This is a genomic window from Massilicoli timonensis (assembly GCF_900199515.1).
Classification (GTDB): Bacteria; Bacillota_I; Bacilli_A; order Erysipelotrichales; family Erysipelotrichaceae; genus Massilicoli; species Massilicoli timonensis.
Genome location: NZ_LT963433.1, coordinates 123,117 through 146,314 on the forward strand (window position 1 = coordinate 123,117; position 23,198 = coordinate 146,314).

Here is a 23,198-nt window from a genome sequence, read left to right on the forward strand (position 1 = left end):
TCACACCTTCCAATCTCGGTCGAGCCTTAATAGAAGATTGACCGTATTCCAGACCTGCTGTCCGGCTTGCACGTTGTCGGCAAAGAAACCGCCCGTAGAGCCGTCCCTTGATTCATAGAAATGCGATGCCAACATAATCACGGCCTGTTCCGTGGTAGCGGGCATCGCATTTTCCGTATAATATCCTGCTTGGATGTGCTGATAGCTTTCCGCATAAGAAACGGCGGCAGTGATGAACCTTTCAATCAGTCCATCATCCACCGAATGCTCCAGTATCAGATTTTCTTTGACCTTCTTAAGAAGTTCGCTCATCACTGCCACCTCCCATCTTAGGCAGCAGCCATCTTGAGGAGCTTCACGGCTTCGGCAAGAATCAGCTTACCGTCCACACGCTCCTTCGCAACAAAGCCGACCATACCGTTTCCGGCGAAGAGTTCCTTCAGTTCCGCAAAGGAACGAGTACCACGGTCGCCAATGTTGTAGTAGTGGAAGTCACCGAATGCCACTGCAGGAAGTCCGGCAGTAATTTCAGGGAAGTAAGGAGAGGTATAGACCTTGTAACCCAGCAAATGACCAGGTTCTCCCTCCTGGATGGAATCCTGCCAGAGGTAACGGCCGTTTTTGTCAGTCAGCTTACGGATAGCTGCCAAAGTACGGTCATTGCAGAGGAAACAAGCATTCTTACGGTAAGGACGCTTAAGGGAGTACACAAGGTCTATGATTTCATCGGAAGTGATTTCTGTTGCAGATGCGGCAGTCACACCGATTTCAGCACCGCCTTCCTCGGCAAGCAGACCTAAAGGCTGACCAGTGCCGGTACCGTTGAGGAAGGCATCCTCTTCGGCATTTGCCAGAGCCTTGGAGAACTGGCGGATGATGTAATTCTCAAGACCAAAGGCATTGTCATACAGAAGTTCCTCGGTTACCTTAACGGCAACATGGAGTTTGTGTGCGTCCAGGTTGATCTGGGCGAACTTCGCATCACCCCAGGTGAGTTCCTCACCCTCGTCAATCCACGCAGCCGCAGGCTTAGTGGCAGCTATGTTGATTTTACGCTCACCGCTTGTGGTGATGGTGTGCCCCAGCTTACGGAAGATGTTCTCTTCCTCCAATGCCTCGATAAGGCGGGTGTCATACTCTTCGGGTACGAGATAACCGCCGTCTGCATCCACGCCCTCCTGGAGAACATTGGAAACATTACGGAAGTTGGTACGGAGAGCCTTAAGCATACCGTCCTTATAGGCATCGGAAGCACGTCCGGTCTTTTCCTTCTTGCCGTCCATAGGTTTGCCGTTCATAGGCTTTTCAGTGATGGGAGCAGAGGTAGGCTTGGAAAGCTGTGCATCCATAGCGGACATAGCCTCCATACGCTCGATTTCAGCGCCGTAGTCCTGAACCTTCTTCTCCATCTGTGCATAGGTCTTTGCATCCTCATCGGAAAGCAGACCGTCCTTGTCGCGCTTGGTTTCCACAAAAGCCTTTGCAGCCTCCCAAGCCTGGTTACGCTTTTCGCGCAGTTCGTTGATAGTCATAATAAATTACCTCCAATTTTTAATAAGATTTAGCCTGTCCATAAGGTCATCGGCTTTGGTTTTTCGGGTTTCTTCGGACTTGATTGCACACTTGGCGGCAACCTTATCCATAAGGGAATTGACCACATTTGCCTTGGAATAAAGCATAGACACCTGCGGCACTTCCACTTCGTCCGTGGTAGTTCTCTGCATGATTTCATCAGCAAAGCCAAGTTCCACGGCCTTGTTTGCGTCCATCCATGTTTCTGCATCCATGAGGTGGGACAGCTTTGTACGGGACAATCCTGTCTTAATCTCATAGGCATTGATGATGGAATCCTTGACACTACCGAGCATATCGATGGCTTTCTGCATTTCGCCGGAATCACCGAATGCTACCGTCATAGGATTGTGAATCATCATCATGGATACCGGGGACATCAGCACTTTCGTTCCTGCCATCGCAATCACGGATGCTGCGGAGGCAGCGATGCCGTCAATCTTGACCGTGACATTGCCCTTGTAATCCATCAGCATATTGTAGATCTGGGCTGCTGCCACGCAGTCACCGCCGGGTGAGTTAATCCACACGGTAATATCACCGGAGCCTGCCATGAGTTCGTCCTTGAAAAGCTGTGGAGTGACGTCATCGTCAAACCAGCTTTCTTCTGCGATTGTTCCGTTCAGAAACAGTGTCCTCGCCTCCGGCATCGTTTCCGTCTGTGCCTGGTTCTTCCACTTCCAGAACTTCTTCATCGGAATTTTCCTCCTTTCCGTCATTGTCGGTTGCATTTGCAAAAGCACCCGCATCTTTCAGAGGGAGCATATTGCCGTTGATAAGGTAAAGGTCGCCGCCTTCTTCCGCAGGGATACGGTCGAGGTTTTCCAGTTCGCGGATATCGTTTGCCGACATCCAACCGTTCTGACGACCAATGGCGTAGCCGTTCATACGGCTCTGATAATCGCCACGGAGCAGGCCTTCCACATTGAATTTCACAAAGTAGCATTTCTTTTCATCCTGTGACAGGAGCGTCCTCTGAATGGACTGCTCCCAACGAATGACCCAGGGGTCAAGGGTGTATTTCACAAACTCAAGGGACTGCTGCTCTATATTAGAAAAGCTCGACTTCTCAAGGTCGCCCACCATATGGGGAGGGACTCTGAAAATTCGAGCAATTTCATTGATTTGGAACTTCCTTGTTTCAAGGAACTGTGCCTGTTCCGGGGAGATGGAAATCGGTGTATACTTCATTCCTTCTTCCAGAACAGCCACCTTATTGGAGTTGGAACTGCCGCCAAAGGCAGCCTGCCAGCTTTCTCTGACCCTCTGCGGATCCTTGATGGTGCTTGGGTGTTCCAACACACCGCCCGGCGTTGCACCGTTGGCGAAGAACTTGGCACCGTATTCCTCACAGGCAATCGCCATGCCGATGGCGTTCTTTGCCATAGCAATCGGACTGTATCCCACAAGGCCGTCAAACCCAAGTCCCGGAATATGAAGCACATCGGAAGGCTGCAAGGTTACTGCAAACTCCTTATTTTTGATAGCCTCATCGGGACCACGGTAATAGGTGTAGTACAGATGTCCGTTTTCATCCCTGTCCACACTCATCTTGTTTGGCATCAGCGGATACAGGGCAACCACCTCATTCTTGCCGTTTCGGATAACCTGGGCATAGGCATTGCCCCACAGGAGCAGATGGGTCATGAGGGTCTCTCGGAATACGAAAGAACTCATTTCCGGATTCGGCTCATCATGGAGCAATCGGTAAAGAGGATGGTCGATGGCTTTTTCCTTGCCACCATCATCGTTATATTTATATAAATGCAAAGGCAAGCCTGCCACGGCTTCAGCCAGGATACGGACACAGGAATACACCGCCGTCATCTGCATGGCAGAACGCTCTGTCACTGCTTTGCCGGAAGTCGTACCGCCCATATAAAAGGTGTAAGCACTGCCTGCCGTTCTGTTTTCAGGCTTATCTCTGGACTTAAACATTCCCGTAAAAATACCCATATCAAATCACGCTCCTTCCTAAATAAACAAAATGCCGCGGTCATCGTACACGCTGGCACTATTGGTGTTGCCACAGCGGATTGCACGGTCGAGCGCCATAATGGTAGCAACAGCACCGTCAATCTTTTCTGTGGATTTGGCTTTGTCAGCCTTGATGTTTCCGGCAGGGTCGGTCTTGATGTAGATGTTATCCATCATCCAACGAAGAACGGGATGCCCGCCGTGTGCCAGTTTCTTCTCCATCGCAAGTTTCATTAGCTCCTTGGTTGGAGGAGACATATCCTTGTACCCTTGACCGAAAGGCACTACTGTAAATCCCATACCCTCAAGGTTCTGCACCATCTGCACAGCACCCCAACGGTCATATGCGATTTCACGGATGTTGTATTTCTCGCCCAATGACTCGATGAATTTCTCAATGTAACCGTAATGGACTACATTGCCCTCGGTGGTCATAAGCAAGTCCTGTCGTTCCCAAATGTCATACGGCACATGGTCACGCCGCACACGCAGGTCGATGTTATCTTCCGGTATCCAGAAGTATGGAAGAATGATGTATTTATCATCCTCATCTTCCGGTGGGAACACCAACACGAAAGCTGTGATGTCCGTTGTGGAAGAAAGGTCAAGACCACCATAGCAGACACGGCCTTCCAGTTCAGATTTGTCGGTAGGAAACGCACAGGCATCCCACACCGCCATCGGCATCCAACGGACAGCCTGCTTGACCCATTGATTAAGCCTTAACTGACGAAAGGCATTCTCTTCTCCGGGGTTTTGCTTTGCCTGTTCACAGGCTTGCTGCACCTTGTCGATGCCAACCGTCACACCCAGGGATGGATTTGCTTTCTTCCATACTTCCGGGTCTGTCCAATCGTCATCGTCCTCTGCACCGTAAATCACAGGGTAGAAGGTAGGGTCAACTTTTCGACCTTCGATGATGTCCTTTGCCTTCTGGTGGGTTTCATAACAGATGGACTGTGTATCGTTTCCCGCCGTGGTGATCAGGAAATAAAGCGGCTGCATTCTTGCATCGCCGGAACCCTTGGTCATTACATCAAACAGTTTTCTGTTCGGTTGGGTATGCAGCTCATCAAAAATAACGCCGTGGGTATTGAAACCGTGCTTGTTTGCCACATCCGCAGACAGTGCCTTGTACTTACTTCCTGTAGGATTGTAGGTCATGGTCTTCTGGCTTGCCTGGATGGTCATTTTATTTTTCAGCAGAGGACTTCGCCTTACCATCTCCAAAGCAACGTCAAATACGATTCGTGCTTGGTCTTTATCCGCAGCACAGCCGTAAACCTCTGCACCCGGCTCAAAGTCAGCACACAGAAGATACAATGCCACAGCCGCTGCAAGTTCCGATTTGCCTTGTTTCTTCGGTATCTCGATATAAGCTGTGTTAAACTGTCTGTATCCGTTTGGTTTCAGAACACCGAAAATATCACGGATAATCTGCTCCTGCCAGTCAATCAGTTCAAATGGCTTTCCATCCCATGTGCCTTTGGTATGACAGCAGAATTTTTCGATAAAGCATACTGCGTGGTCGGCAGCATCTTTATCGTAATAGCTGCCCTCCGCCATAAAGCGGGTTGGTTTGTAGTTTTTCAGTTTTCGCAAATGCCGTCACCTCCTCAAAAATGGCATAAAAAATAGCCGCCACCGTAATCGGTGCGACCTTCGTATACGAGGAACAGAGCCTCACGGCTCCGTCCTGCCTTTACAGGATTTTTTAATTGTGTTCGTTCAGCAAAATGCAAAGAGCAAGGTTTGCTTCTTCGGTTATGGGTTCAACATCCCAACCTCTGTCGTAGTTGGCAATAATCCCGCCATCGAGTTTCAGCATCAGCTTGCTGATTTTTCCGCCGTTGATGCCGAACCGGCTGCCTTCCTCATAAGCCTTAATCCAGTAGTGGACTGCCTTGTAACCGCCGTCCTTTTGCGGAATACCGATTGTTCCTTCTTTCCACATAGTCAGTCCTCCATTTTGCCTGTAAGAATGAAGTGGGTGTATTCCTTTCGGTGTTCCTCAAGATACACCACTAATTCGTAAAAATGCATCTCGTTGGCAATGTATTGTACCATCGGCACATCAAACATATTGGTACGTCCGGTTGCTCGGATGGCGAGAATCTGTTCCTTGATTTTATTCATCGGTGCAGACCTCCTTGCCCATAAGAAGTTCCGTGTAAATTTTGGTGTAGCGTTCACACTCGCTGCCCTCGGAACCCGCAATGGCTCTAAGGTAGAAATCGGCAGCCTCTTTTCTGCTGTCCCAAACTTCCGTCTGACCGTAGCAGGTAATCTTCACAGCATCCAGTTTTCGACAAATATCGACACCATACACCACATTCAAGCCGGAGCCTGTATCCCAACGAACCATGATGGATGCGGTATCATCTACGCCTCTGACCGTACCCTTTGTTCCAATAGGTGGTGCCTGTACATCTTCCATCTGTACCAGTTCCACACGGCATCCTACAGGGTATTCTTTTCTGACACGCTCAACCGCTTCTCTATCCGGAAATCTCATTCTGCCACCTCCTCGACAAGGCAGTATCCACTGCCAAGTTCTTCTGCAATGTCCGCACCGATGCGTTCAGCCTCCACACTGTTTGTGGCAGTGAAGATTTTGAAGTTATCATCGTCAAGTTCCACTCGGTAGGTCTTTTCCGTTTTCGGTGCCTTAAAAGCACTGCTGCCGGAAAGGTTGCGGAGCAGGATTTTTCGCTCGGTCTTGTATTCATTTCCGATAAAGCCGAGGCGGAGGAGAAAACAGCGGAATGCGTATTTCTCATTGTCCACCGCTTTTTCCGTGGCATTGATGCGTTTCTGATTTTTGCTCATTTCACAAAGGGCGGCAATGAAGTGGCTGTAAGCCTTGACCTCATCGGCATCCAATCCTTCTTCAAACCAAGGGAAGGAAACCCTGTCCTCGCCGATTTCGATTGGTGTTGCCGAAATGCCCAGTGCCTTCTTGATAAGACTGCCCTTGGCATCCAGAAGATTTTTAAGGTTACCGACCGCAACCTTATCAAGGGGAATCGCCACCGTAAGCCCCACCGTTTCGCCCTGTGGCTCGTTTTCGGAAGGGGCAAGGTAATCCGACGGGCAATCTTCCGTCGGCTCTTCTTCGGAAATTACGGCCTCCTGCTGTTCGCTGTCATAACGGGAGAAGTCACTCTCAAAGCCTGCATCGTAAAGATGCTCCAGAAGTCTTTCAATGACCTCGCTGTCTGCCATATCATCAAACAGCAGGTTGCCTTCCTTGTCGATTGTGAAGTAGTCTACTTCGTATGCGCAGGAAGGGACTCCCTTATACCTGCAATCGACCTCAAGCCAGGTGGCTATGGTCTGTGCCAGTTCCTTGCGTTTTTTACCGGGAACATTGTAATGAATTTTCATGTGCAAAACCTCCTATCGTTTTGGTAGTACACATATTCGCTCTAAAACCGATAAATAGCAAGTCATATGTGCAAAATATAAGGGAGAATAGTTGTAGATTTACACCCCTTCATTTTGTGTATAGTACACGATGCCTGTCAGCACATACACCACATTGGGCAGTGCCACGCCGTTGCCCCACATCTTATACTCCGCCGAGTCGGAATGAGGATTCTGCAGCCACTTGAAGATTTGTTTCCGTGTCTTTGGTTTGCTTGATGTTCCCACAATCTTACGATGTGTTTCAAAGATTTCTGCCCACCGTGTGAGTTCCTCTTCAGAAGGAAGTTTCTCACCAAGGTCAGCGCACCACCAATCTGGAAATCCCTGGAGCCTTGCACACTCCGTAGGGGTAAGTCTGCGGACAATGTATTCCAGATCCGAATCTGTGTCATTGACAAGCGGAGGATCTTTGTAATCCGTAGCTACTAAAGTGTTGGCAAGTTCCTCTTCCGCAGAAGTAAAGAACGATGCCTTACTGCTTGAGTAGGTGGGAACGGCAACCGCATCGGGTCCCGTGGCTTTCAGTGTAGAATTGATGCCCTCATCACTGATTCCCATATTCCTTGCGAAGTTCTGACCGCAGTTATAACTTTCACGGTCGATAGCGTAAACAACGGCGTGACGGTCTACGGTGTTTAGGGTGTACATGACATCACTTTCCGCATAACCGTTGCCGTGGTGGGAAGGACGGGAGCCGTTGCCTTCCACGATGGCAATGCCGCCCTGGTTGCAGGTGGGGTTACCACCGTTCCCATCAAGGGTACGGGAGGTATCTGCTTTATAAAAACCGCTGTTGGGGTTTGCCGATTTCATGGCATTGCTGTCCTTGGAGCAGACACCAAAAGCGGTCGGCTCTACCACAAACGGCTGATTGTTTCCGCCTGTGCCGTAAGTAGCCGCCACGGTCTGTGCAACATCAAGGGGGCCCACATAGCGGGTATCCTGGGAGTGATTTTCATAAACCGTTGCAGGAACGACTCCCGCTCGGAGCGTCGGAGATTTTTCCTCCTCATAACCGATGCCACGGCTATCAGCAGAATGTTCCGTACAAAATCCCGCAGACTCCATTACGCAAGGCGGATGGTGTGCCTCGGCTCGGAGAGTGCAGGTAACATCATCGGTGACATCCATACGGTTACCACCCTGGTCATTTAAGACGATGCCTGTCGCAGGAGTGCTTTCTTCAGAAGTTCCGGCAGTTCTTTTCCACGGGCATCGGCTCGCCTCAAGATTCCCAAACAGGCCTTCTGACTCAAATAATATTTTTCCGGCACACCCACCATTAAAATCTGCGACAAGATAGATACGTCTTCTTCTCTGGGGAACTCCCCAATACTGCGCGTCAACGCATCTCCATGCGATACTGAAACCGTCTCCCAACAGTTCTCCTGCTCCTGTCCATTTTCCTTTTGGAGGACAAGGCACAGCATAGTCGCCTTTGACGGATGCGACTGCTTCGAGGACTGCTTTGAAATCCTCTCCTGCGTTTGAGGAGAAGGCGCCGGGGACATTTTCCCACACGATGTATCTTGGATACTCACCATTGGTTTTACACCTCATTTCTTTTACGATTCGGATTGCTTCGTAGAACAGGCAGGAGCGTTCTCCATCAAGACCACTGCGTTTTCCCGCCACACTCATATCCTGGCAGGGAGAACCGAAAGTGATGATATCCACGGGGTCAATCTCCGCACCGCTTATGGTGGAGATGTCACCGAGGTGTTTCATCTGCGGAATACGCTTGCTTGTTACACGAATAGGAAAAGGCTCAACTTCCGATGCCCACAAAGGGGTAATACCGGAAATCAAGCCTCCCAGAGGAAATCCCCCGGAGCCGTCAAAGAGGCTGCCGAGGGTCATAGGTTTTTTATTCATCTGCACCAACCTCCTTCACAAGGTCGGCATACGGTATCTGCACACCGTTACGGATAACAAAGACACCGTCTGCATCACCTGTATCTTCCACATATCTGCGGAGGATGACCGATGCGTACTTTTCATCCAGTTCCATCGTATGGCAGATGCGATTGGTTCTTTCACAAGCCATCAGCGTAGAACCACTGCCACCAAAGGTGTCGACCACGATGGAATTCTCACGGCTTGAGTTTCCAATCGGGTAGGCAAGCAGGTCAAGTGGCTTGGAAGTCGGATGGTTTTTATTTTTCTTCGGCTTATCGAAGTTCCAGATGGTGGTCTGACTTCTGCCTGCGTTTTTGCTCCAGTAGTGCTTGCCGTTCTGAAGGAAACCGTAAAGCACGGGTTCGTGCTGCCACTGATAATCACTTCTGCCAAGCACCAGGGAGTTTTTCACCCAAATGCAGCAGCCGGAAAGATGAAAGCCTGCATCGATAAATGCCTTACGGAAATTCAAGCCTTCCGTATCAGCATGGAACACATAGGCAGCACCGCCTTTTTCCAGGTGGGCAGCCATATTCTGAAATGCCGAAAGCAGAAATTCATAAAACTTCTCGCTTGCCATCTTATCGTTTTTGATGGACAGACCATCGGAACTTTCAAAGGCTACATTATATGGAGGGTCGGTCAGCACAAGGTTGGCTTTCTTACCATCCATAAGTGTTGCAACGTCATCGGGATTTGTGGCATCACCGCACATCAGTCTGTGTCTGCCTACCGTCCACACATCACCACGTTCCACAAAGGCAGCCTTTTCCAAGGCATCGCTTAAATCAAAATCGTCCTCTTCCACATCAGACTTATCATCTCCTGTAAAGAGGTCTGCGATTTCATCATCGTCAAAGCCTGCCAGGCCGATATCAAAATCCATGCCCTGCAAGGACTCGATTTCGATTTTTAACATCTCCTCGTCCCATCCTGCATCAAGCACCATACGGTTGTCTGCAAGGATGTAGGCTTTCTTCTGTGCCTCGGTAAGGTAGTCCACAAAAACACAAGGCACCTCATCGATGCCTTCTTCCTTGGCAGCCATCACACGGCCGTGTCCGGCAATGATACCGTAATCCTTATCAATAATGACGGGATTGATAAAGCCGAACTCACGGAGCGAAGAACGGAGTTTCATAATCTGCTCCGGAGAATGGGTGCGGGCATTATTTACATACGGCACTAATTTTGTAATGGAAACGAGTTCCATCTGCGTTGTTGTTCTTCCCATAGCACCCTCCTTAATACAGACCCCATTCAGCGAACTTTTCAAAACCGCCGAGGCTGTGAATGTACTGACGGGCAATGTCTACGATTTCCGCATAAGGCTTACCATCAATGGTGTCATCTCCGATGGCACAGCAAAGCTGCACAGGCTCTTTGATTTTCTGTGCCTTAAGGAACGCATAGATATTTACAGACACATCCGCCTTGGATAAGTCCTTACCGTGCAGACCGCCACCTGTAACGGAATCAGCCATATCCGAACCGAGTTTACGGTTGGTAGCACCTGTATCTACATTGGTGCCGCCAGTCCAATCACCGAGAGGATTTACCTCTGTAAGAGGACACTTGATACGAAGAATGTCGGTCGGAGCATTACTCTGACAAACAATAAATCTGTTTCCGTCTGCGATGTATTTCCCGTCATACGGATACTCCTCATAAATTTCACGAGCCATTCTGGAAAGGTTCTTCTGCTCGGGTGTTAAAGGCATACCCTTAAAGATCCCGTTATCTCCGCAACGCACACCGTCCTTCTGATTATCCGACAGGTGCTTATCCTGGGGAACGATAACGATGTCCGTATCCATCACGCCTGCGATACGATGCACGGCGTTTATAATTTCTGCTCTGTCCAAATCTGCTGTGGTTTCAATAATGGCATGGCACACACCATGGCCGATTAAAACCTCCACAGCAATCTTCGGATTTTCTTCTTTTGCATAAGCCAGATCCACAATGGCTCCTGCGATTCTGTCTGCCACCTTGTCCGGATGGCTCGGATTTACTTTTTCAATCATAGTTAAAACCCCTTTCGTTGGTGCAATAGTCGTTCCAGGTCATCATTCGGATTCGTACCAGAGAAGTCCACGGAACAGTTTTCTTTTACGATTTGCATGATGTTGTCCCACTGCCTTGAGGCTTGGTTCATATAGTTGATGCCGATGTTGATGAACGGGGAGGTGACAGGCTTTCCGGTTGTGGGATGCTTTGATAGAAATCCCAGCTCGTTTGTCATTTCCTCGCACTGCAGCCAACGGGCAACGCACATGGCATAGCGTTCAATGGTCTGTGGGGAAACATAACCCGCACAGCCGATGGAATTGAGCCAGTTCCAGGTATCCTCATAAATCTGCTTTGCTCTCAGTTCCGTACCGTCACGCTGCTTTGCACTGAGCAGTTCATTTGGTTTCGGCATCTGGATACCCTCCACATCGGGGATATCCAGCATCGTAAGTTTGCGACCGCCGGGGTTGCCGTTCTGAGCCTTTTCTAAATTGGACTTCGGCTTACGACCTGCACCCGGACGTTTTCCACCACGGCCGCCTGTGTTATTCGATTTTGTTGGCACATTTCTCACCGTCTTTCTGTCTGCGGGTCTTATTACCCTTTTGATTTCGCAATTTTTTCACACGAAACCCCACGCCCGTTGCACGGGATAAAGGTCCCGGAGATTTTGACCGCCTTGGGCAGGGTCAGTGATTATGCCAACGGTCGCCGCTTTCTGCGTGTATCTTTGCATGACACGGCTTGCAGAGAGCAATCAGATTCTCTCTTGCATGAGTTCCACCCTGTGACAACGGCAGCTTGTGATGTATCTCTTCCGTTGGTGTAAGTTTTCCTTCGGCTTGACATTTCTCACACAGCGGGTGGGCAGCCGCATAGGAATCCCTTATCCTTTTCCACGCTCTGCCGTAACGCTTACGCACAGCGGGGTCACGGTCATAGGTTTCATAGCGTTTGTTTTCCTGCTTTTCATGTTTCTCACAGAACCTCCCGTCCGTTAGGTTGGGACAGCCGGGGAAAGAACAGGGACGCGTTGGTCTTCTTGGCACTCGTTTCACCTCCCTTGGGCATAAGAAAAGCCCTGAAGGATTGCTCCCTCAAGGCTTTCATCATTCTGCTTTTCGCTGATTATATCATATCATAATTGCCACTGTGGTATCTTGTTGCAAAGTGTTGCAAAGTGTGCAGGCTTTATATTTTGATGGGGTTTTCCGGCATCACCACATGGTTAAGGGCACTGTTATGCCAACGGTACACCGTGGTTCTGTCGGCGTGGAGTTCATCCCCAATCTGCTCCCAGGTAAGGTTATGGATATAACGGTAACGCAGAACCATACGCTCATCGGTATTGGAAACCTCATCAATAACAGTGCGTATCTGCTTTTTCAGTTCCACAAGGTTGTCGATTTCTGCGTTTATTTTATCTTCCAGTTCCATAATCTTAAAAACGCTGCGTACAAAAGGTGCATCCGTATTTCTTGAAGTCTGCACACGCTCCTCCCATGTGGGAGAAGAAATGCTACTCGACATTTCCCTCAATTTCCCAAGTTCCTCAATATCCGAGTTGATTCTTTGGTCAAGTCGGTATGCCTGTCCTAAATATTCTTTAACTTTCACGATTCTTCCACCTCCGCTTGTAATTTGGAGATTAAATACTCTCCATCCACTGAGGTAAGTTCCCTATACCACGCAGAGCGGAAGAACCTCTCCACCTCATCTTTCATTATTTTCGCTGACTCATTTCTGGGCCATTTTTTCAGTTTCTTAAGGGCATCCCTGTAGTCTTTTACAGCTAACAGGACGATGCTGTTTGCAAGATTTTCATAAGGGTCGGTCAATGGGCAGCACCTCCAATTCTGGCTTTCACGGAATCGATAAGAGCCGATTGGATTTTCTCTTTTTTACGGAGTGCCTTCATCACATCCTCGTCAATGGTGTCCTTTGTAATAATATGATGGATAACAACGGTACTCTGCTGACCCTGTCTCCACAAGCGGGCGTTGGTCTGCTGATACAGTTCCAGTGACCAGGTCAACCCAAACCATATAATCGTGGAGCCGCCAAACTGGATGTTCAGACCGTGTCCTGCACTGGCAGGATGGATAACGGCAACAGGGATATTTCCGTTGTTCCAATCCTTGATGTCCTGGCTTGTTTTAATTTCTCTTACAGAAAAACGCTGTTTGATTCTCTGCAAATCGTGGTTATACCAATATGCCACAAGCACAGGCTTTCCGTTTGCACCTTCAATCAAATCCTCAAGGGCATCCAGTTTACGGTCATGGATGTGAATGACCTCTTTTTCTTCGTTATAGACGGCACCGTTTGCCATCTGAAGAAGTTTACCGGAAAGTGCTGCAGCATTTACGGCATCAATCTCCTCATCCTTAAGGTCAACCACCATATCCTCTTTCAAGGCTTGGTACACCGACCACTCTTTTTCCGAAAGGGAAACAGGCACTTCATTGATGATGCATTCCGGCATTTTCAAGAAATCCGCTGATTTCATGGAAATCGTAATATCCGAAATCAGTCTGTAAATGGCATCCTCCGCACCAGGTCTTGGCTTGTAGGAGAAAATCATCTGCTGATTTCTCTTATCCGGCACAAAGAAGTTGTTTCGGTAGTGGGTGATGTATCTGCCAAGCCTCTGACCCATATCAAGCACTCTAAACTCTGCCCATAAATCCATAAGACCGTTGCTTGACGGAGTACCCGTAAGTCCCACCATTCTTTTTACCGTAGGTCTTACTTTCAGAAGGCTTTTGAACCTTTTCGCTGAGTGGGATTTGAAGGAAGACAACTCATCAATCACCACCATATCAAAATCAAAGGGGATACCGCTTTTTGTAATCAGCCAGTCCACATTTTCTCGGTTGATTAAGTACAGGTGTGCGGGACGCTTTAAGGCTGCAAGCCTTTCAGCCTCCGTTCCAATTGCTACGGAATAGGTAAGACCCTCCAGATGCTCCCACTTTTCAATCTCCGCAGGCCAGGTATCCCTTGCCACACGAAGGGGAGCAATCACAAGAACCTTCTGCACTTCAAATCGGTTCAGCATCAGTTCGTATATGGCAGTCAGCGTGATGACGCTCTTACCAAGACCCATCTCAAGTAGAACCGCCGCCACCGGATGTTCCAGTATAAAATTCGTTGCATAAGTCTGATATTCATGGGGATTGTATCGCATCAATCACACCTCCAATCTGCTCGATACTGTCAACGCAGAAAACCTTAAAACCGAGGCTTTCCAACTGTTTTCTACGTCTTATCTGTAAAGGACGCATCTTTTTACCGGGAGCCTTAAGTTCCACAAATGCCATTCTTCCCATTGGCAAAAGCACAAGTCTGTCCGGCACACCATCTAAACCAGGACTTACAAACTTCGGTGCGATGCCTCCCATTTTCTTCACTGCGTCCGTGAATTTTTTCTCTATAAACTGTTCTCTCATGTCTACACCTCATTTGACACAAGAACACAAAATCACAACCATTCCCTATATATTCCTTACGCGCCTATACACAGGTGTTTTTCACTTATACCCTAAATAAAAGCCATTTTGAATATAAGGGAAATAGTTGTGTTGTGTCGCATTCTTGTGTTCTTAACCTCCGAATTTGTAAAGTCGCTGCCTGCCGTAAATCGGCTGACGCTTGATGGAATTGGTTCGCTCCCAACCGCTGATTTGGCTCATCAGTGCTGCAATGGCATAGCTGTCCGAAGGTTTCAGTTCCTGCAGATTCTTGCCAAAGCACTCACACCAAATTTCCGGATTACTGACTTCTGTACGAACCACCGTGCCTTTATGATCAGGCTGCCCAAACTCACTTCCTTGCAGGAAGTTTCTTCTTTGGTACAAATCCATGCTGTCCCAATCGGTCGGCAGTAAGGCATTAAGGTACTCTTCCACCATGCCGACACGCTCGTCTACTTCCATCGCAGACTGCTGCACCTTCTCGGACTCCGCAAGCACATCGCCTTCAAGGAACAATTTCTCGCCGGACTTCCAGATAGCTTTTGCCTCCGCCCAGAACTGCTGACGGTATTCATCGGTAAAGTTCCAGGTCTTTTTCTGTTTCTTCTGATGTACCTTGATAATCCAAAAACGGCGGTTACCCGTAATATCACGCAGATATCCACGCTCACCGTTGACCGTAGCAATGATAATGCACTGCCTTGGATGGGATTCCACCACTCGACCATAGGAAGGACGGTATTTATCATCGCAGGTAGAAAGGAACGCCTTCACTTTCTCAATGTCGGCTTTCTTCATACCTGCAAGTTCTCCAATTTCCACCGCCCAAAATCCCTGCAGTTTTTCTGCACCGGACTTATCATCCATATCCGTAAGGGACAAGGTTTCCGAATAATACTCTGAACCCACCAGGTCTTTTACGATGGTGGACTTACCGATACCTTGCTCCCCGTCAAGCACAGGAACACAGTCAAACTTAATGCCGGGAACATAGATACGGGCAACGGCGGCGGCAAAGGTTTTTCTTGTAACCGTGCGTACATATTCCGTATCATCCGCCTGCAGATATTTGATAAAGAGGTCTTCCACACGTTTAACACCATCCCACTCAGGCAGACTGTCCAAATAGTCACGAACAGGGTGGAAGTGTCGGTCATCGGCAGCCTTGGTAAAGGCAACATCGTGGTTACGGCTGGAAAACGGCAAATAGCGGATGTCAATGATAGACTTAAGCTGCGCCGTATCCGCATCACGCCAGAATGCATTTCCCGCAGGACGCTCCCAAGGAAGAGGACCCGTAATCTGAATACGGTTTGCCATCTCATTGAACGCAAAATTCTGAAAATCGGGGTCATTGTTTAAGATGAGATTGAGGTTATACACGCTGTTTTCAAGCAGGCTTGACCTCGGCTGATAACGGAGTTTTTTCTTCCAGTCCTCATCACTGTCAGCAGAAAAATCCACATTTGCCTGTGCCAGTCTTTCATTGGCAGCAAGGAGTTTTACTTCATCCTGCTGCATGGCAAACTCGCACATAGCATTGAAAGATTTTTTATCATCGGCATCTCCGAACTTATGGATACGGACAATATCGAAGGCATTGCAGAGTTTCAGATATGCAGGGTCCTTGGCATGGTGGCTGTAGACAAACTTGTCTTCTTTGATTTCCACACCCGCCATACTACTTGACTGAATGAAATGCCAACGGCTCTCGTTATCGGTCGGCTCATATACATCGGAGAGGAAAATCTCCAATGCTTTGGAGATAGGATGATAGACACGGTTGAAAAGACCCACCACACCTTCTTTGGAAAGCGGGTCCTGTACCTTTTGCTGCGTTACGCTGTTTGCCTTACTCTCCCTGGAGGAAGTAGGCAGTCTTGTGGGGTCAGTCCATTCCGGATGTGCGGAGAGGATTTCATCGGGGTCAATCCAACCACCGTCCGTTTCCTTGTATGCGAAAACGCCGTTCTGCGGGGTAGACGGCCAATACATCAGCTGATTGGGAAGATAGGAACACTCGTCAAAATAGTCGATACCGAGCATATGTGCCACATAACGAGATACGGCAACAAACTCCTCCGGTGTTACATCACGGGTCAGAGGGCAGACGATTCTTGCCCTCGGATTTTCTTCCGTGCTGCTATGTGTGGTGTAAAGCACAGAGGTATATGGAAAGGTGGATTCAAACCCTTCCAGAAATTCCTTTGTAATACGGTCGCCGTCCAGGGAAAGCATAGAGCGTGACTCCACAGTGTCGATTTTTCTGCGGCCGCCCTTAAGGACACCGCCCACAAATCCACCGTGGTCTTTTGCCAGATCACGCTGTGCCTTATTCATCTTTGCGTATTCTTCCGCCGACTCCGGGGTACGGATAGTGACTTTTAAGCGTTCCTTCAATTCATCAAAGCCGATGGTTTTATTGACCCAGGTCTTTGCCTGTCGGCTGTTGCCGTATGCAAGTGCTAAACTTCTCATTATCTGTCCCTCCTTACCTTCGGTGTCTGCCCATATTCAAAACGCGCCTGTCTTGCAACTTTACGGGCATAACGGACACGGCTCGTTACGAAGTCGCTATATCTGTACTTGCCGTATTCATGGGTGAGCATCGGAATCATCTCATCATCCATGTCCTCACCGAAGTGGGTAAAGAAACAGCGGTCACGTCTATCGTTGTAAGCAAAGAGATACGGCTTGCGGGTATCCGGATGCAATCCGATGGTCACTTCGTTTTCATAACTGCCAGCACCGCCATCGTCCGTTTCCTGGCAGAAGATATACAGGTCATCGTCCATCGGGTCACCGAAACAGATAATGCCTGCCCAACTGTCATGGTTCTGACCGTCACTGATTTTTGCAATTGCAGCATCACCTTCGGCAGTTCCACGGATGCCTTTTCTCTTTACTTCAAAGAAACAATGGAAGTCAGGGAGATAAAAGTCCGGCAGATAATGTGTGCCGTCACTTAAAACAATGCCTTCCGGCTCATACTCCCACTGGATACCAAGGGTATCAAAGAACACCGCCCAACGAGCCTCCAGGCGGGAACGGAACAAATATCCTTTATACTCTGTCTGTACTGCTTTGAATTCACTCATTACCGGACACCTCCTCACAGCTTTCGTTGAACCAACGGATGGTCAACTTTCTCTTCTTTGCGATACCGATTTCGTGTGCCATACCATCGGACACTCTGCTGCCGAACACCCAAAGTTCCGAGCAATTGCCAAGAAGAACATAATTGAAATGCATGGCATCCTTACGCTCCGCAGGGTTCTCATCACACATAAACTGCGGGTAAAGCAGGTGGGGAGTCATAGGAATCGCTCCCTGTTCATAGGCAAAACGGCTATACTTTTTTGCCTGCTCAGTGTTATACTGCGTATCCCCGGAATAGGGACTACAGATATACACCATCGGTTTGTACGGTTCTTTTCTGTTTCTGAATTCGTCCATATCGAATCCTCCTTCTTAAAATGAAATAGACAGAAGGACAAATCATCCTTCTGCCTATAAGCGAAAAATCCGATGGAATCGAACCCCCAAATTTTAATCTTTTTTATAAAAATCGCATTCGTATCCGTCTGCACGAAGGAGCAAACCTTTCGCCCAAGGCGGAGTCCTGCCCATCTGCTCACAAACGGCATCCAGGGAAACCCTACGGTCACATTCAATGATAATTTCATCGTGGACATGGGCAACGATGTCGCAGTGGCTGAGTGTTTGAATGGCGAACATCAGAATATCCCTGGCAATGGCCTGCACGGCATTCTCCGTAAACTTGGGACCGTAGCTTTCCAAACGCTCCCACTTCTTTGTAGCACCCACACCTTCATAGGTGACCGCCTCGCCGCCGAACTGGTTCTCTCCCATGCGTGGTTTTACATAGGCAAGCTGTCTGCCGGACGGAAGGGTCAGAAACAGGAATCCACTTTGATAGTGGAACTTCAAGCCATGCGTTTCCACGGCAGTCTTCTGTTTCACGCAGGTCTTTACGGCACGGTCAATATCCCACCAAAGCCTGGTTATCATAGGGTTGGCATTTCTCCACGCAGACACAAGCGGTTGCAGTTCTTCTTCCGCAATGCCCATATCCAAGGCACCCATTGCTTTCAAGGCACCGACCGAGCCACCATAACCCAGGGCGAGTTCTGCGATTTTACCTTTTTGACGGAGATGTCCGTTCACGCCGTGCTTTTCTACCGGAACGCCAAACATCTGCGATGCACTGCTGCAATAAATGTCTTTGCCTTCCTCGAATACCTTAATTCTCCACTGTTCGCCTGCAAGCCAAGCCAACACCCTCGCCTCAATTGCAGAAAAGTCTGCTACGATAAATTTTCTGTCCTTCTGTGGCACAAAGGCAGTACGGATAAGCTGTGACAGGGTATCGGGGATATCTTCATATAAAAGTTCCAAGGCATCGTAATTTCCGCTACGCACAAGACCACGAGCCTCTGCCAGATCTTCCATGTGGTTCTGTGGTAGGTTCTGTAATTGAATCAACCTTCCTGCAAATCGTCCGGTACGATTGGCTCCGTAAAACTGAAACATACCCCTTGCACGGTTATCTCTGCACACAGCGTTCTCCATAGCCGTGTATTTTTTAACACTGCTCTTGGCAAGCTGCTGACGAAGGGACAGTACATCGGTAATATCCTGTGGTGCCGTTTTGATTGCCGCCGCCACTTCTTTTTTACCGAGGCTCTCCATCTCCATACCGTTATCCGATAGCCACATCTTCATCTGCTGCACGGAATTAGGATTGTCGAGATTTGTCATATCCTGCATTCTGGCAGTCAGATGTTCACGGCTCTTACTGTCGATTTCGATTGCCTCTTTTACAAGCACCATATCCACACCGATACCACGGTCATTGATTTCTTCACTCACATGGTATTCATCCCAAATCTTATCCGATACCGGAAAGCGTGACAGCTTTGCCTGGATACCCATTTCGGTTTCCACATCACGGAGGTTGTATGCCTTAAACTGCTGCCACTTTTCCATATCATGCTCCGGCAGATTTCTTGTGCGACCACCGTTTACCTTGGTCGGTGCACAGGGAACGCAGAAATATTTGATTAAGGATTTACCCTCGGTCAGCTTCTGTTTCTCCAAACCAAGAACAGCACCCACACCCTCAAGAGAAAGCGGCAGACCTAAAGTTGCCGCCCAAATCATAGTACAGTGCCAACTTGCCGGATTTAAGAAACGGGCGCACTCCTGCGACAAAGGGTGGTTATCATAGAACGGGTCAAGGCTTACACCCATATCCGATAAATATCGGGACAGGCAGACTCTTTCAAAAGTTGCGTTATACGCCGTTTTTATAATGGAATCATCGGTCAGTGCATCAATAACTTCTGCAGGTATACTCTCCCCACAGGCAAGGTCAACCACCTGCACAGCACCGCCGTCCACGGCATAACCGAACAGTAATATTTCAAAATCCTCGCTCTCTGCATATTTGTACACACCGCATTTTTGCAGATTGACCGAGGAGAAGGTTTCAATATCTATACTTAATACTTTCATAGCACATTCCTTTCTATGACAAAGGCGGCAGAAGAATATCCTCCGCCGCCCGTCATGTTTACTCGGTCACATCTTCATTCTGTGCAGCCTTTTTCTGCTTACGCTTTTCACGGAAGGCTTTGACCTTCTTGACAATAAAGCTGATGATTTCACATACCGTCCACACGATGCCGTTGATGGCAAGACCGTAGATCAGGCAGAAAAGCACAATCACATCGACCTGTTTCATAAATTCGTATAATTCGTTCATATCGTTTTACCTCGTATTTCGCAGTTTTCGTTTATGGCAGACGGTGGTATTTCACACCGCCTGCCAGGGTTATCCTTATGCCAAGAAATCGTCATCCTCAACAGTGGAGAAATCATCGGTTGCGGAAGTACGGCCACCGAGATACTCACCATCACGGATTTTCTGAATGTTGCCAAGACCGCAGGCAACACCACGATTACCGTTACTGTTAAATGCGTAGAAGTTCAAAGACACTCTCGCATAACAGCCGGAGTAAACCTCATCACGGTCGAGGATAGGCTTAACCGCCTTGTCCACAATCTGAGGAGCCGTAGTGCTGTTTGCGTTCACGAAATAATGACCCTTGTAGGCATCATCATCTCTTTCAACATCGCCGTCACGAAGAGGCAGTTTGATTGCACCCTTGTTAGGCTTTTTGCCGCCGAACTTGGCGATGCCTTCCTCAATCGCAGCATCCACTGCAGCGTTGATAGCGTTGATGGTTTCGGTATCGTCCTTCGGAATCAACACGGATACGGAATACTTTTCAGCACCACCATTGATGCTGACAGGCTCCCAACCGTGGAAGTAAGAAAGACGAGTGTTCTTGCCAGTGATAACCTTAGTTCTGTTTACGTTTGCCATAATTTTAATCCTCCATAATAAATTCGTTTTTTGCGTCTGATACGTTCATTGCCTGCCTCTTATCCGAAAGGGGAACGAGGGTAGGCTTTCCGGGTGGTTTGATAACGAGGCCGCCCAGGATTTCCTCGAATTGCTTTTTGCCCATCAGCTTCTGCATTTCTGTCAGAGTGATAAGGCTCTGACGGTAAATGTCTGTGTACCCGTGTTCCTTGGCTGCTGCCGCCACCGCATCCTCATCGGAAAACTTACGGTTAGAACGACCTTCGACAACCTTGAACCCGCTCCACGACTTGCCGTGGTTTAGTGCCGCTTCCAAGGCATAGGCACTGATTTCGTTTGCCCACTTGGTGATGTCCGGCAGCATCGGAAGAATTTCTTCAATCTCCTCATCCGTAAGCAAAGGCGGAAGTTTGAATTCTTCCTCTGCGATACGGAGTTTTTCTGCTGCCCTCGCACGGCACTTGACCGCCGCACGGCAAAATTGGCACCATTCTCCCGGACAATATTCGCCTTCGCCCTTGGCAGCCATCTGAGCCTTGGGTTTCAGTTCGTTTTCCGCCCAGGCTTTCAGTTCTTCCACAGACACCGTCCATGTCTGAACATTCTCCCTGCGAGGTTGGAAAATCGAAAGTGAAACTTCCTTAATGTCATACAGGCTTTCATAGGCACTGAGTGCTGCGATGCCGTAACACTTCAGCTGCGAATTTTCCTCTGCGTCAACGAGTACACCAAGTCCGTATTTCATATCGATAATGTGGAGACTGTTATCCGAGACGATGAGGCAATCCGCCGTTCCGTATGCGCCCGGAACATAATCGGAGAGGTCAACCTTCTGCTCAATCAGCACCAAAGGATCGGGGCAGTTCTGCTTTGCTTTTTCAAGCTGTTCTAAGACAAACTCCACATAAGCATCGCTATGTTCTTCCATCTCATCCGTATTAAACGGGGATACCGGACGCTTACTGCGCCTGCGGAGTGCCTTCTTCAACTTGTGTTCGCATAAAGCGTGAGCCGCAGTACCTTCCTCGGCAGCGTTGCTGCTCTTGTTTTCAAACTCCGTTTCCAAGACCGCACTCGGTGTGCATTGTAACCACCTGTGGGAACTGGAAGGGGAAAGTAGTGCGTGATTACCCATTGCCAAGCACCTCCGCATCCTTAATAAGGTCTGCATAGTGCTTCGGGTCCACATCCGACAGCTTGCTGCCGCCGTACTTGGTAATCAAACCCTTTACCTCGGCTGTCATACCGTTCTGCGTCTTAACCGCAAGCACAGCACGGACATCTGCCAAAGTAGGCACCTTTTCTGCTATCTGCTTTGTGGGTTGTCCTGTTTCGACAGGCTTCGACACTTCCTTGGCATCAACGAAGATTTCCTGGCTGTCAGCAAATGCGTAAGCCACAGCTTCCAGTCCGTCTGCCAGTGAGTGCATCAGCTTCACCACATCGAGGAGCAGATTAAATTTGTTAGCGTTTGTCATGGTTCTCGCCTCCTTTCAGTTCGTGAATCTCGACGGTCTGCACCGAATCACCTGGAGAGAGAACCAGAACGTTGACCTGCTGACCGAAGAGAAAATCAAGTATTCTCTTGCGAATCTGCATCGTTCCGCTTCGGACTACCGGAGAAGGTGTGCCGCCGGGTTTTGCAATGTTGATACATACCTTGTGTTTAATTCCCATTGCACTTGGCTCCTTTCCGAGGAGTTTTTCTCACCCCTCTGTCCATAAGCGAAAAATGAGGGGGAATCGAACCCCCTCAAATCAACTTTTTTCAAATTTTCTTTTTCAGCGTTGCATAAATCTTAGTGAGCCTGTTGCGGATAGCCGCCTCAGAAACGCCTTCTTCTGCTGCAATATCCACATTGGTCATGTTGCGATAGAACTTCTTAACCACGGTATCCTTCTGCTTGTCCGTCAGTTCCGAAAGAGCCACCTTCAACTTTTCAATCTGAAGAGAACGCTCTTCGTTTGCGATAGAGTTCAGAATCTGCTGCAAAGGATTGTAAGTATCATCCTCAAGATACGGGTTGCGGTCATCCGCATCGTCGCCGTCCCCATCGTGGTAGCCTTCATAATGAACTGGACAGTGATATGCCTCTCTACGGTCGGCATCCAGTTCATCATCGTCCATACCATGAAGCTGTGAGATGATGGTTGCATTTTCTCCGTTTTCGCCGGGAGTGATGGTATAGCTTGTACCATCGTTGAAGTAATAAATGTAATTTGTACGGTTGTCTTCCGCTGTTTTGAACTTTCTCATTTAAAGTCCCTGCCTTTCTTTTACGCCCGATTGGGTGGCGGCAGGGACACAAAAAGAGCCGATGTGATGGTACACACCGACTCTGATACCGAAAATGGGTATGACAAAGTACGGTGGGTACATCTGCGGTCAGTCCACGGCTATACCGTGAAATTGACTCTTG

The 23,198-nt window shown here is 48.7% G+C and carries 28 protein-coding genes; all 28 read right to left on the minus strand.

Annotated features, from left to right (window positions below):
- Positions 1 to 312, minus strand: a complete 312-nt coding sequence (locus C1712_RS01185; RefSeq protein WP_102266057.1) for a head-tail connector protein — start codon at positions 310 to 312, stop codon at positions 1 to 3.
- A gap of 17 nt (positions 313 to 329) precedes the next feature.
- Complete coding sequence (locus tag C1712_RS01190; protein WP_102266059.1) at positions 330 to 1,532, minus strand: phage major capsid protein; 1,203 nt, start codon at positions 1,530 to 1,532, stop codon at positions 330 to 332.
- Between the two features lie 6 nt (positions 1,533 to 1,538).
- The gene (locus C1712_RS01195) at positions 1,539 to 2,267 is read right to left on the minus strand and encodes a head maturation protease, ClpP-related (protein ID WP_102266061.1); all 729 of its coding nucleotides are present in this window, start codon (positions 2,265 to 2,267) and stop codon (positions 1,539 to 1,541) included.
- Complete coding sequence (locus tag C1712_RS01200) at positions 2,164 to 3,510, minus strand: phage portal protein (RefSeq protein WP_245858032.1); 1,347 nt, start codon at positions 3,508 to 3,510, stop codon at positions 2,164 to 2,166. Before C1712_RS01200 ends, C1712_RS01195 begins: the two co-directional genes overlap by 104 nt.
- 36 nt (positions 3,511 to 3,546) lie before the next feature.
- On the minus strand, positions 3,547 to 5,151 hold the full coding sequence (locus tag C1712_RS01205; RefSeq protein ID WP_180963034.1) for a terminase large subunit: 1,605 nt from the start codon (positions 5,149 to 5,151) through the stop codon (positions 3,547 to 3,549).
- A 112-nt stretch (positions 5,152 to 5,263) separates the two neighbouring features.
- Complete coding sequence (locus tag C1712_RS01210) at positions 5,264 to 5,503, minus strand: DUF7678 domain-containing protein (protein ID WP_102266065.1); 240 nt, start codon at positions 5,501 to 5,503, stop codon at positions 5,264 to 5,266.
- A gap of 2 nt (positions 5,504 to 5,505) precedes the next feature.
- The gene (locus tag C1712_RS01215) at positions 5,506 to 5,685 is read right to left on the minus strand and encodes a DUF5049 domain-containing protein (RefSeq protein ID WP_102266067.1); all 180 of its coding nucleotides are present in this window, start codon (positions 5,683 to 5,685) and stop codon (positions 5,506 to 5,508) included.
- Positions 5,678 to 6,064, minus strand: coding sequence for a DUF4314 domain-containing protein (locus C1712_RS13175; protein ID WP_102266069.1), 387 nt, complete (start codon positions 6,062 to 6,064; stop codon positions 5,678 to 5,680). Before C1712_RS13175 ends, C1712_RS01215 begins: the two co-directional genes overlap by 8 nt.
- Positions 6,061 to 6,936, minus strand: coding sequence for a virulence (locus C1712_RS01225; protein WP_219718822.1), 876 nt, complete (start codon positions 6,934 to 6,936; stop codon positions 6,061 to 6,063). The genes C1712_RS13175 and C1712_RS01225 overlap by 4 nt, the downstream gene beginning before the upstream one ends.
- Positions 6,937 to 7,035: 99 nt before the next feature.
- On the minus strand, positions 7,036 to 8,853 hold the full coding sequence (locus C1712_RS01230; RefSeq protein ID WP_102266071.1) for a DNA cytosine methyltransferase: 1,818 nt from the start codon (positions 8,851 to 8,853) through the stop codon (positions 7,036 to 7,038).
- Positions 8,846 to 10,111, minus strand: a complete 1,266-nt coding sequence (locus tag C1712_RS01235; RefSeq protein WP_102266073.1) for a site-specific DNA-methyltransferase — start codon at positions 10,109 to 10,111, stop codon at positions 8,846 to 8,848. The genes C1712_RS01230 and C1712_RS01235 overlap by 8 nt, the downstream gene beginning before the upstream one ends.
- Before the next feature lie 10 nt (positions 10,112 to 10,121).
- A complete protein-coding gene (locus C1712_RS01240; protein ID WP_102266075.1) occupies positions 10,122 to 10,904 on the minus strand; it encodes an S-adenosylmethionine synthetase N-terminal domain-containing protein in 783 nt (260 codons plus the stop codon).
- Between the two features lie 2 nt (positions 10,905 to 10,906).
- Positions 10,907 to 11,455: a terminase gene (locus tag C1712_RS01245; protein ID WP_102266077.1), complete on the minus strand. Its 549-nt coding sequence runs from the start codon at positions 11,453 to 11,455 to the stop codon at positions 10,907 to 10,909.
- Between the two features lie 124 nt (positions 11,456 to 11,579).
- Entirely contained in the window at positions 11,580 to 11,939 is a 360-nt protein-coding gene (locus C1712_RS01250) for an HNH endonuclease (protein ID WP_102266078.1), read from the minus strand.
- Positions 11,940 to 12,081: 142 nt separating this feature from the next.
- Positions 12,082 to 12,507, minus strand: coding sequence for a DUF1492 domain-containing protein (locus tag C1712_RS01255; protein WP_102266079.1), 426 nt, complete (start codon positions 12,505 to 12,507; stop codon positions 12,082 to 12,084).
- Positions 12,504 to 12,728, minus strand: a complete 225-nt coding sequence (locus tag C1712_RS01260; RefSeq protein ID WP_102266080.1) for a hypothetical protein — start codon at positions 12,726 to 12,728, stop codon at positions 12,504 to 12,506. Before C1712_RS01260 ends, C1712_RS01255 begins: the two co-directional genes overlap by 4 nt.
- Complete coding sequence (locus C1712_RS01265) at positions 12,725 to 14,080, minus strand: SNF2-related protein (protein WP_102266081.1); 1,356 nt, start codon at positions 14,078 to 14,080, stop codon at positions 12,725 to 12,727. The genes C1712_RS01260 and C1712_RS01265 overlap by 4 nt, the downstream gene beginning before the upstream one ends.
- The gene (locus tag C1712_RS01270) at positions 14,061 to 14,342 is read right to left on the minus strand and encodes a VRR-NUC domain-containing protein (protein WP_102266083.1); all 282 of its coding nucleotides are present in this window, start codon (positions 14,340 to 14,342) and stop codon (positions 14,061 to 14,063) included. Before C1712_RS01270 ends, C1712_RS01265 begins: the two co-directional genes overlap by 20 nt.
- 153 nt (positions 14,343 to 14,495) lie before the next feature.
- The gene (locus C1712_RS01275; RefSeq protein ID WP_102266084.1) at positions 14,496 to 16,844 is read right to left on the minus strand and encodes a virulence-associated E family protein; all 2,349 of its coding nucleotides are present in this window, start codon (positions 16,842 to 16,844) and stop codon (positions 14,496 to 14,498) included.
- The gene (locus C1712_RS01280; RefSeq protein WP_102266086.1) at positions 16,844 to 17,464 is read right to left on the minus strand and encodes a PDDEXK family nuclease; all 621 of its coding nucleotides are present in this window, start codon (positions 17,462 to 17,464) and stop codon (positions 16,844 to 16,846) included. Before C1712_RS01280 ends, C1712_RS01275 begins: the two co-directional genes overlap by 1 nt.
- Positions 17,457 to 17,822, minus strand: coding sequence for a DUF7768 domain-containing protein (locus C1712_RS01285; protein ID WP_102266088.1), 366 nt, complete (start codon positions 17,820 to 17,822; stop codon positions 17,457 to 17,459). Before C1712_RS01285 ends, C1712_RS01280 begins: the two co-directional genes overlap by 8 nt.
- Before the next feature lie 93 nt (positions 17,823 to 17,915).
- Positions 17,916 to 19,904, minus strand: a complete 1,989-nt coding sequence (locus C1712_RS01290) for a DNA polymerase (protein ID WP_102266090.1) — start codon at positions 19,902 to 19,904, stop codon at positions 17,916 to 17,918.
- A 58-nt stretch (positions 19,905 to 19,962) separates the two neighbouring features.
- A complete protein-coding gene (locus C1712_RS01295) occupies positions 19,963 to 20,154 on the minus strand; it encodes a hypothetical protein (RefSeq protein WP_102266092.1) in 192 nt (63 codons plus the stop codon).
- A gap of 75 nt (positions 20,155 to 20,229) precedes the next feature.
- Entirely contained in the window at positions 20,230 to 20,778 is a 549-nt protein-coding gene (locus C1712_RS01300; RefSeq protein WP_102266094.1) for a DUF2815 family protein, read from the minus strand.
- A gap of 4 nt (positions 20,779 to 20,782) precedes the next feature.
- Positions 20,783 to 21,967 carry a DUF2800 domain-containing protein gene (locus tag C1712_RS01305; RefSeq protein WP_342744930.1) on the minus strand — a complete coding sequence of 395 codons (1,185 nt, stop codon included), beginning with the start codon at positions 21,965 to 21,967 and terminating at the stop codon, positions 20,783 to 20,785.
- Positions 21,906 to 22,256, minus strand: a complete 351-nt coding sequence (locus C1712_RS01310; protein WP_102266098.1) for an rRNA biogenesis protein rrp5 — start codon at positions 22,254 to 22,256, stop codon at positions 21,906 to 21,908. Before C1712_RS01310 ends, C1712_RS01305 begins: the two co-directional genes overlap by 62 nt.
- Entirely contained in the window at positions 22,243 to 22,455 is a 213-nt protein-coding gene (locus C1712_RS01315) for a hypothetical protein (RefSeq protein ID WP_102266100.1), read from the minus strand. The genes C1712_RS01310 and C1712_RS01315 overlap by 14 nt, the downstream gene beginning before the upstream one ends.
- A 91-nt stretch (positions 22,456 to 22,546) precedes the next feature.
- The gene (locus C1712_RS01320; protein ID WP_102266102.1) at positions 22,547 to 23,035 is read right to left on the minus strand and encodes a sigma-70 family RNA polymerase sigma factor; all 489 of its coding nucleotides are present in this window, start codon (positions 23,033 to 23,035) and stop codon (positions 22,547 to 22,549) included.
- Positions 23,036 to 23,198 lie beyond the last annotated feature (163 nt).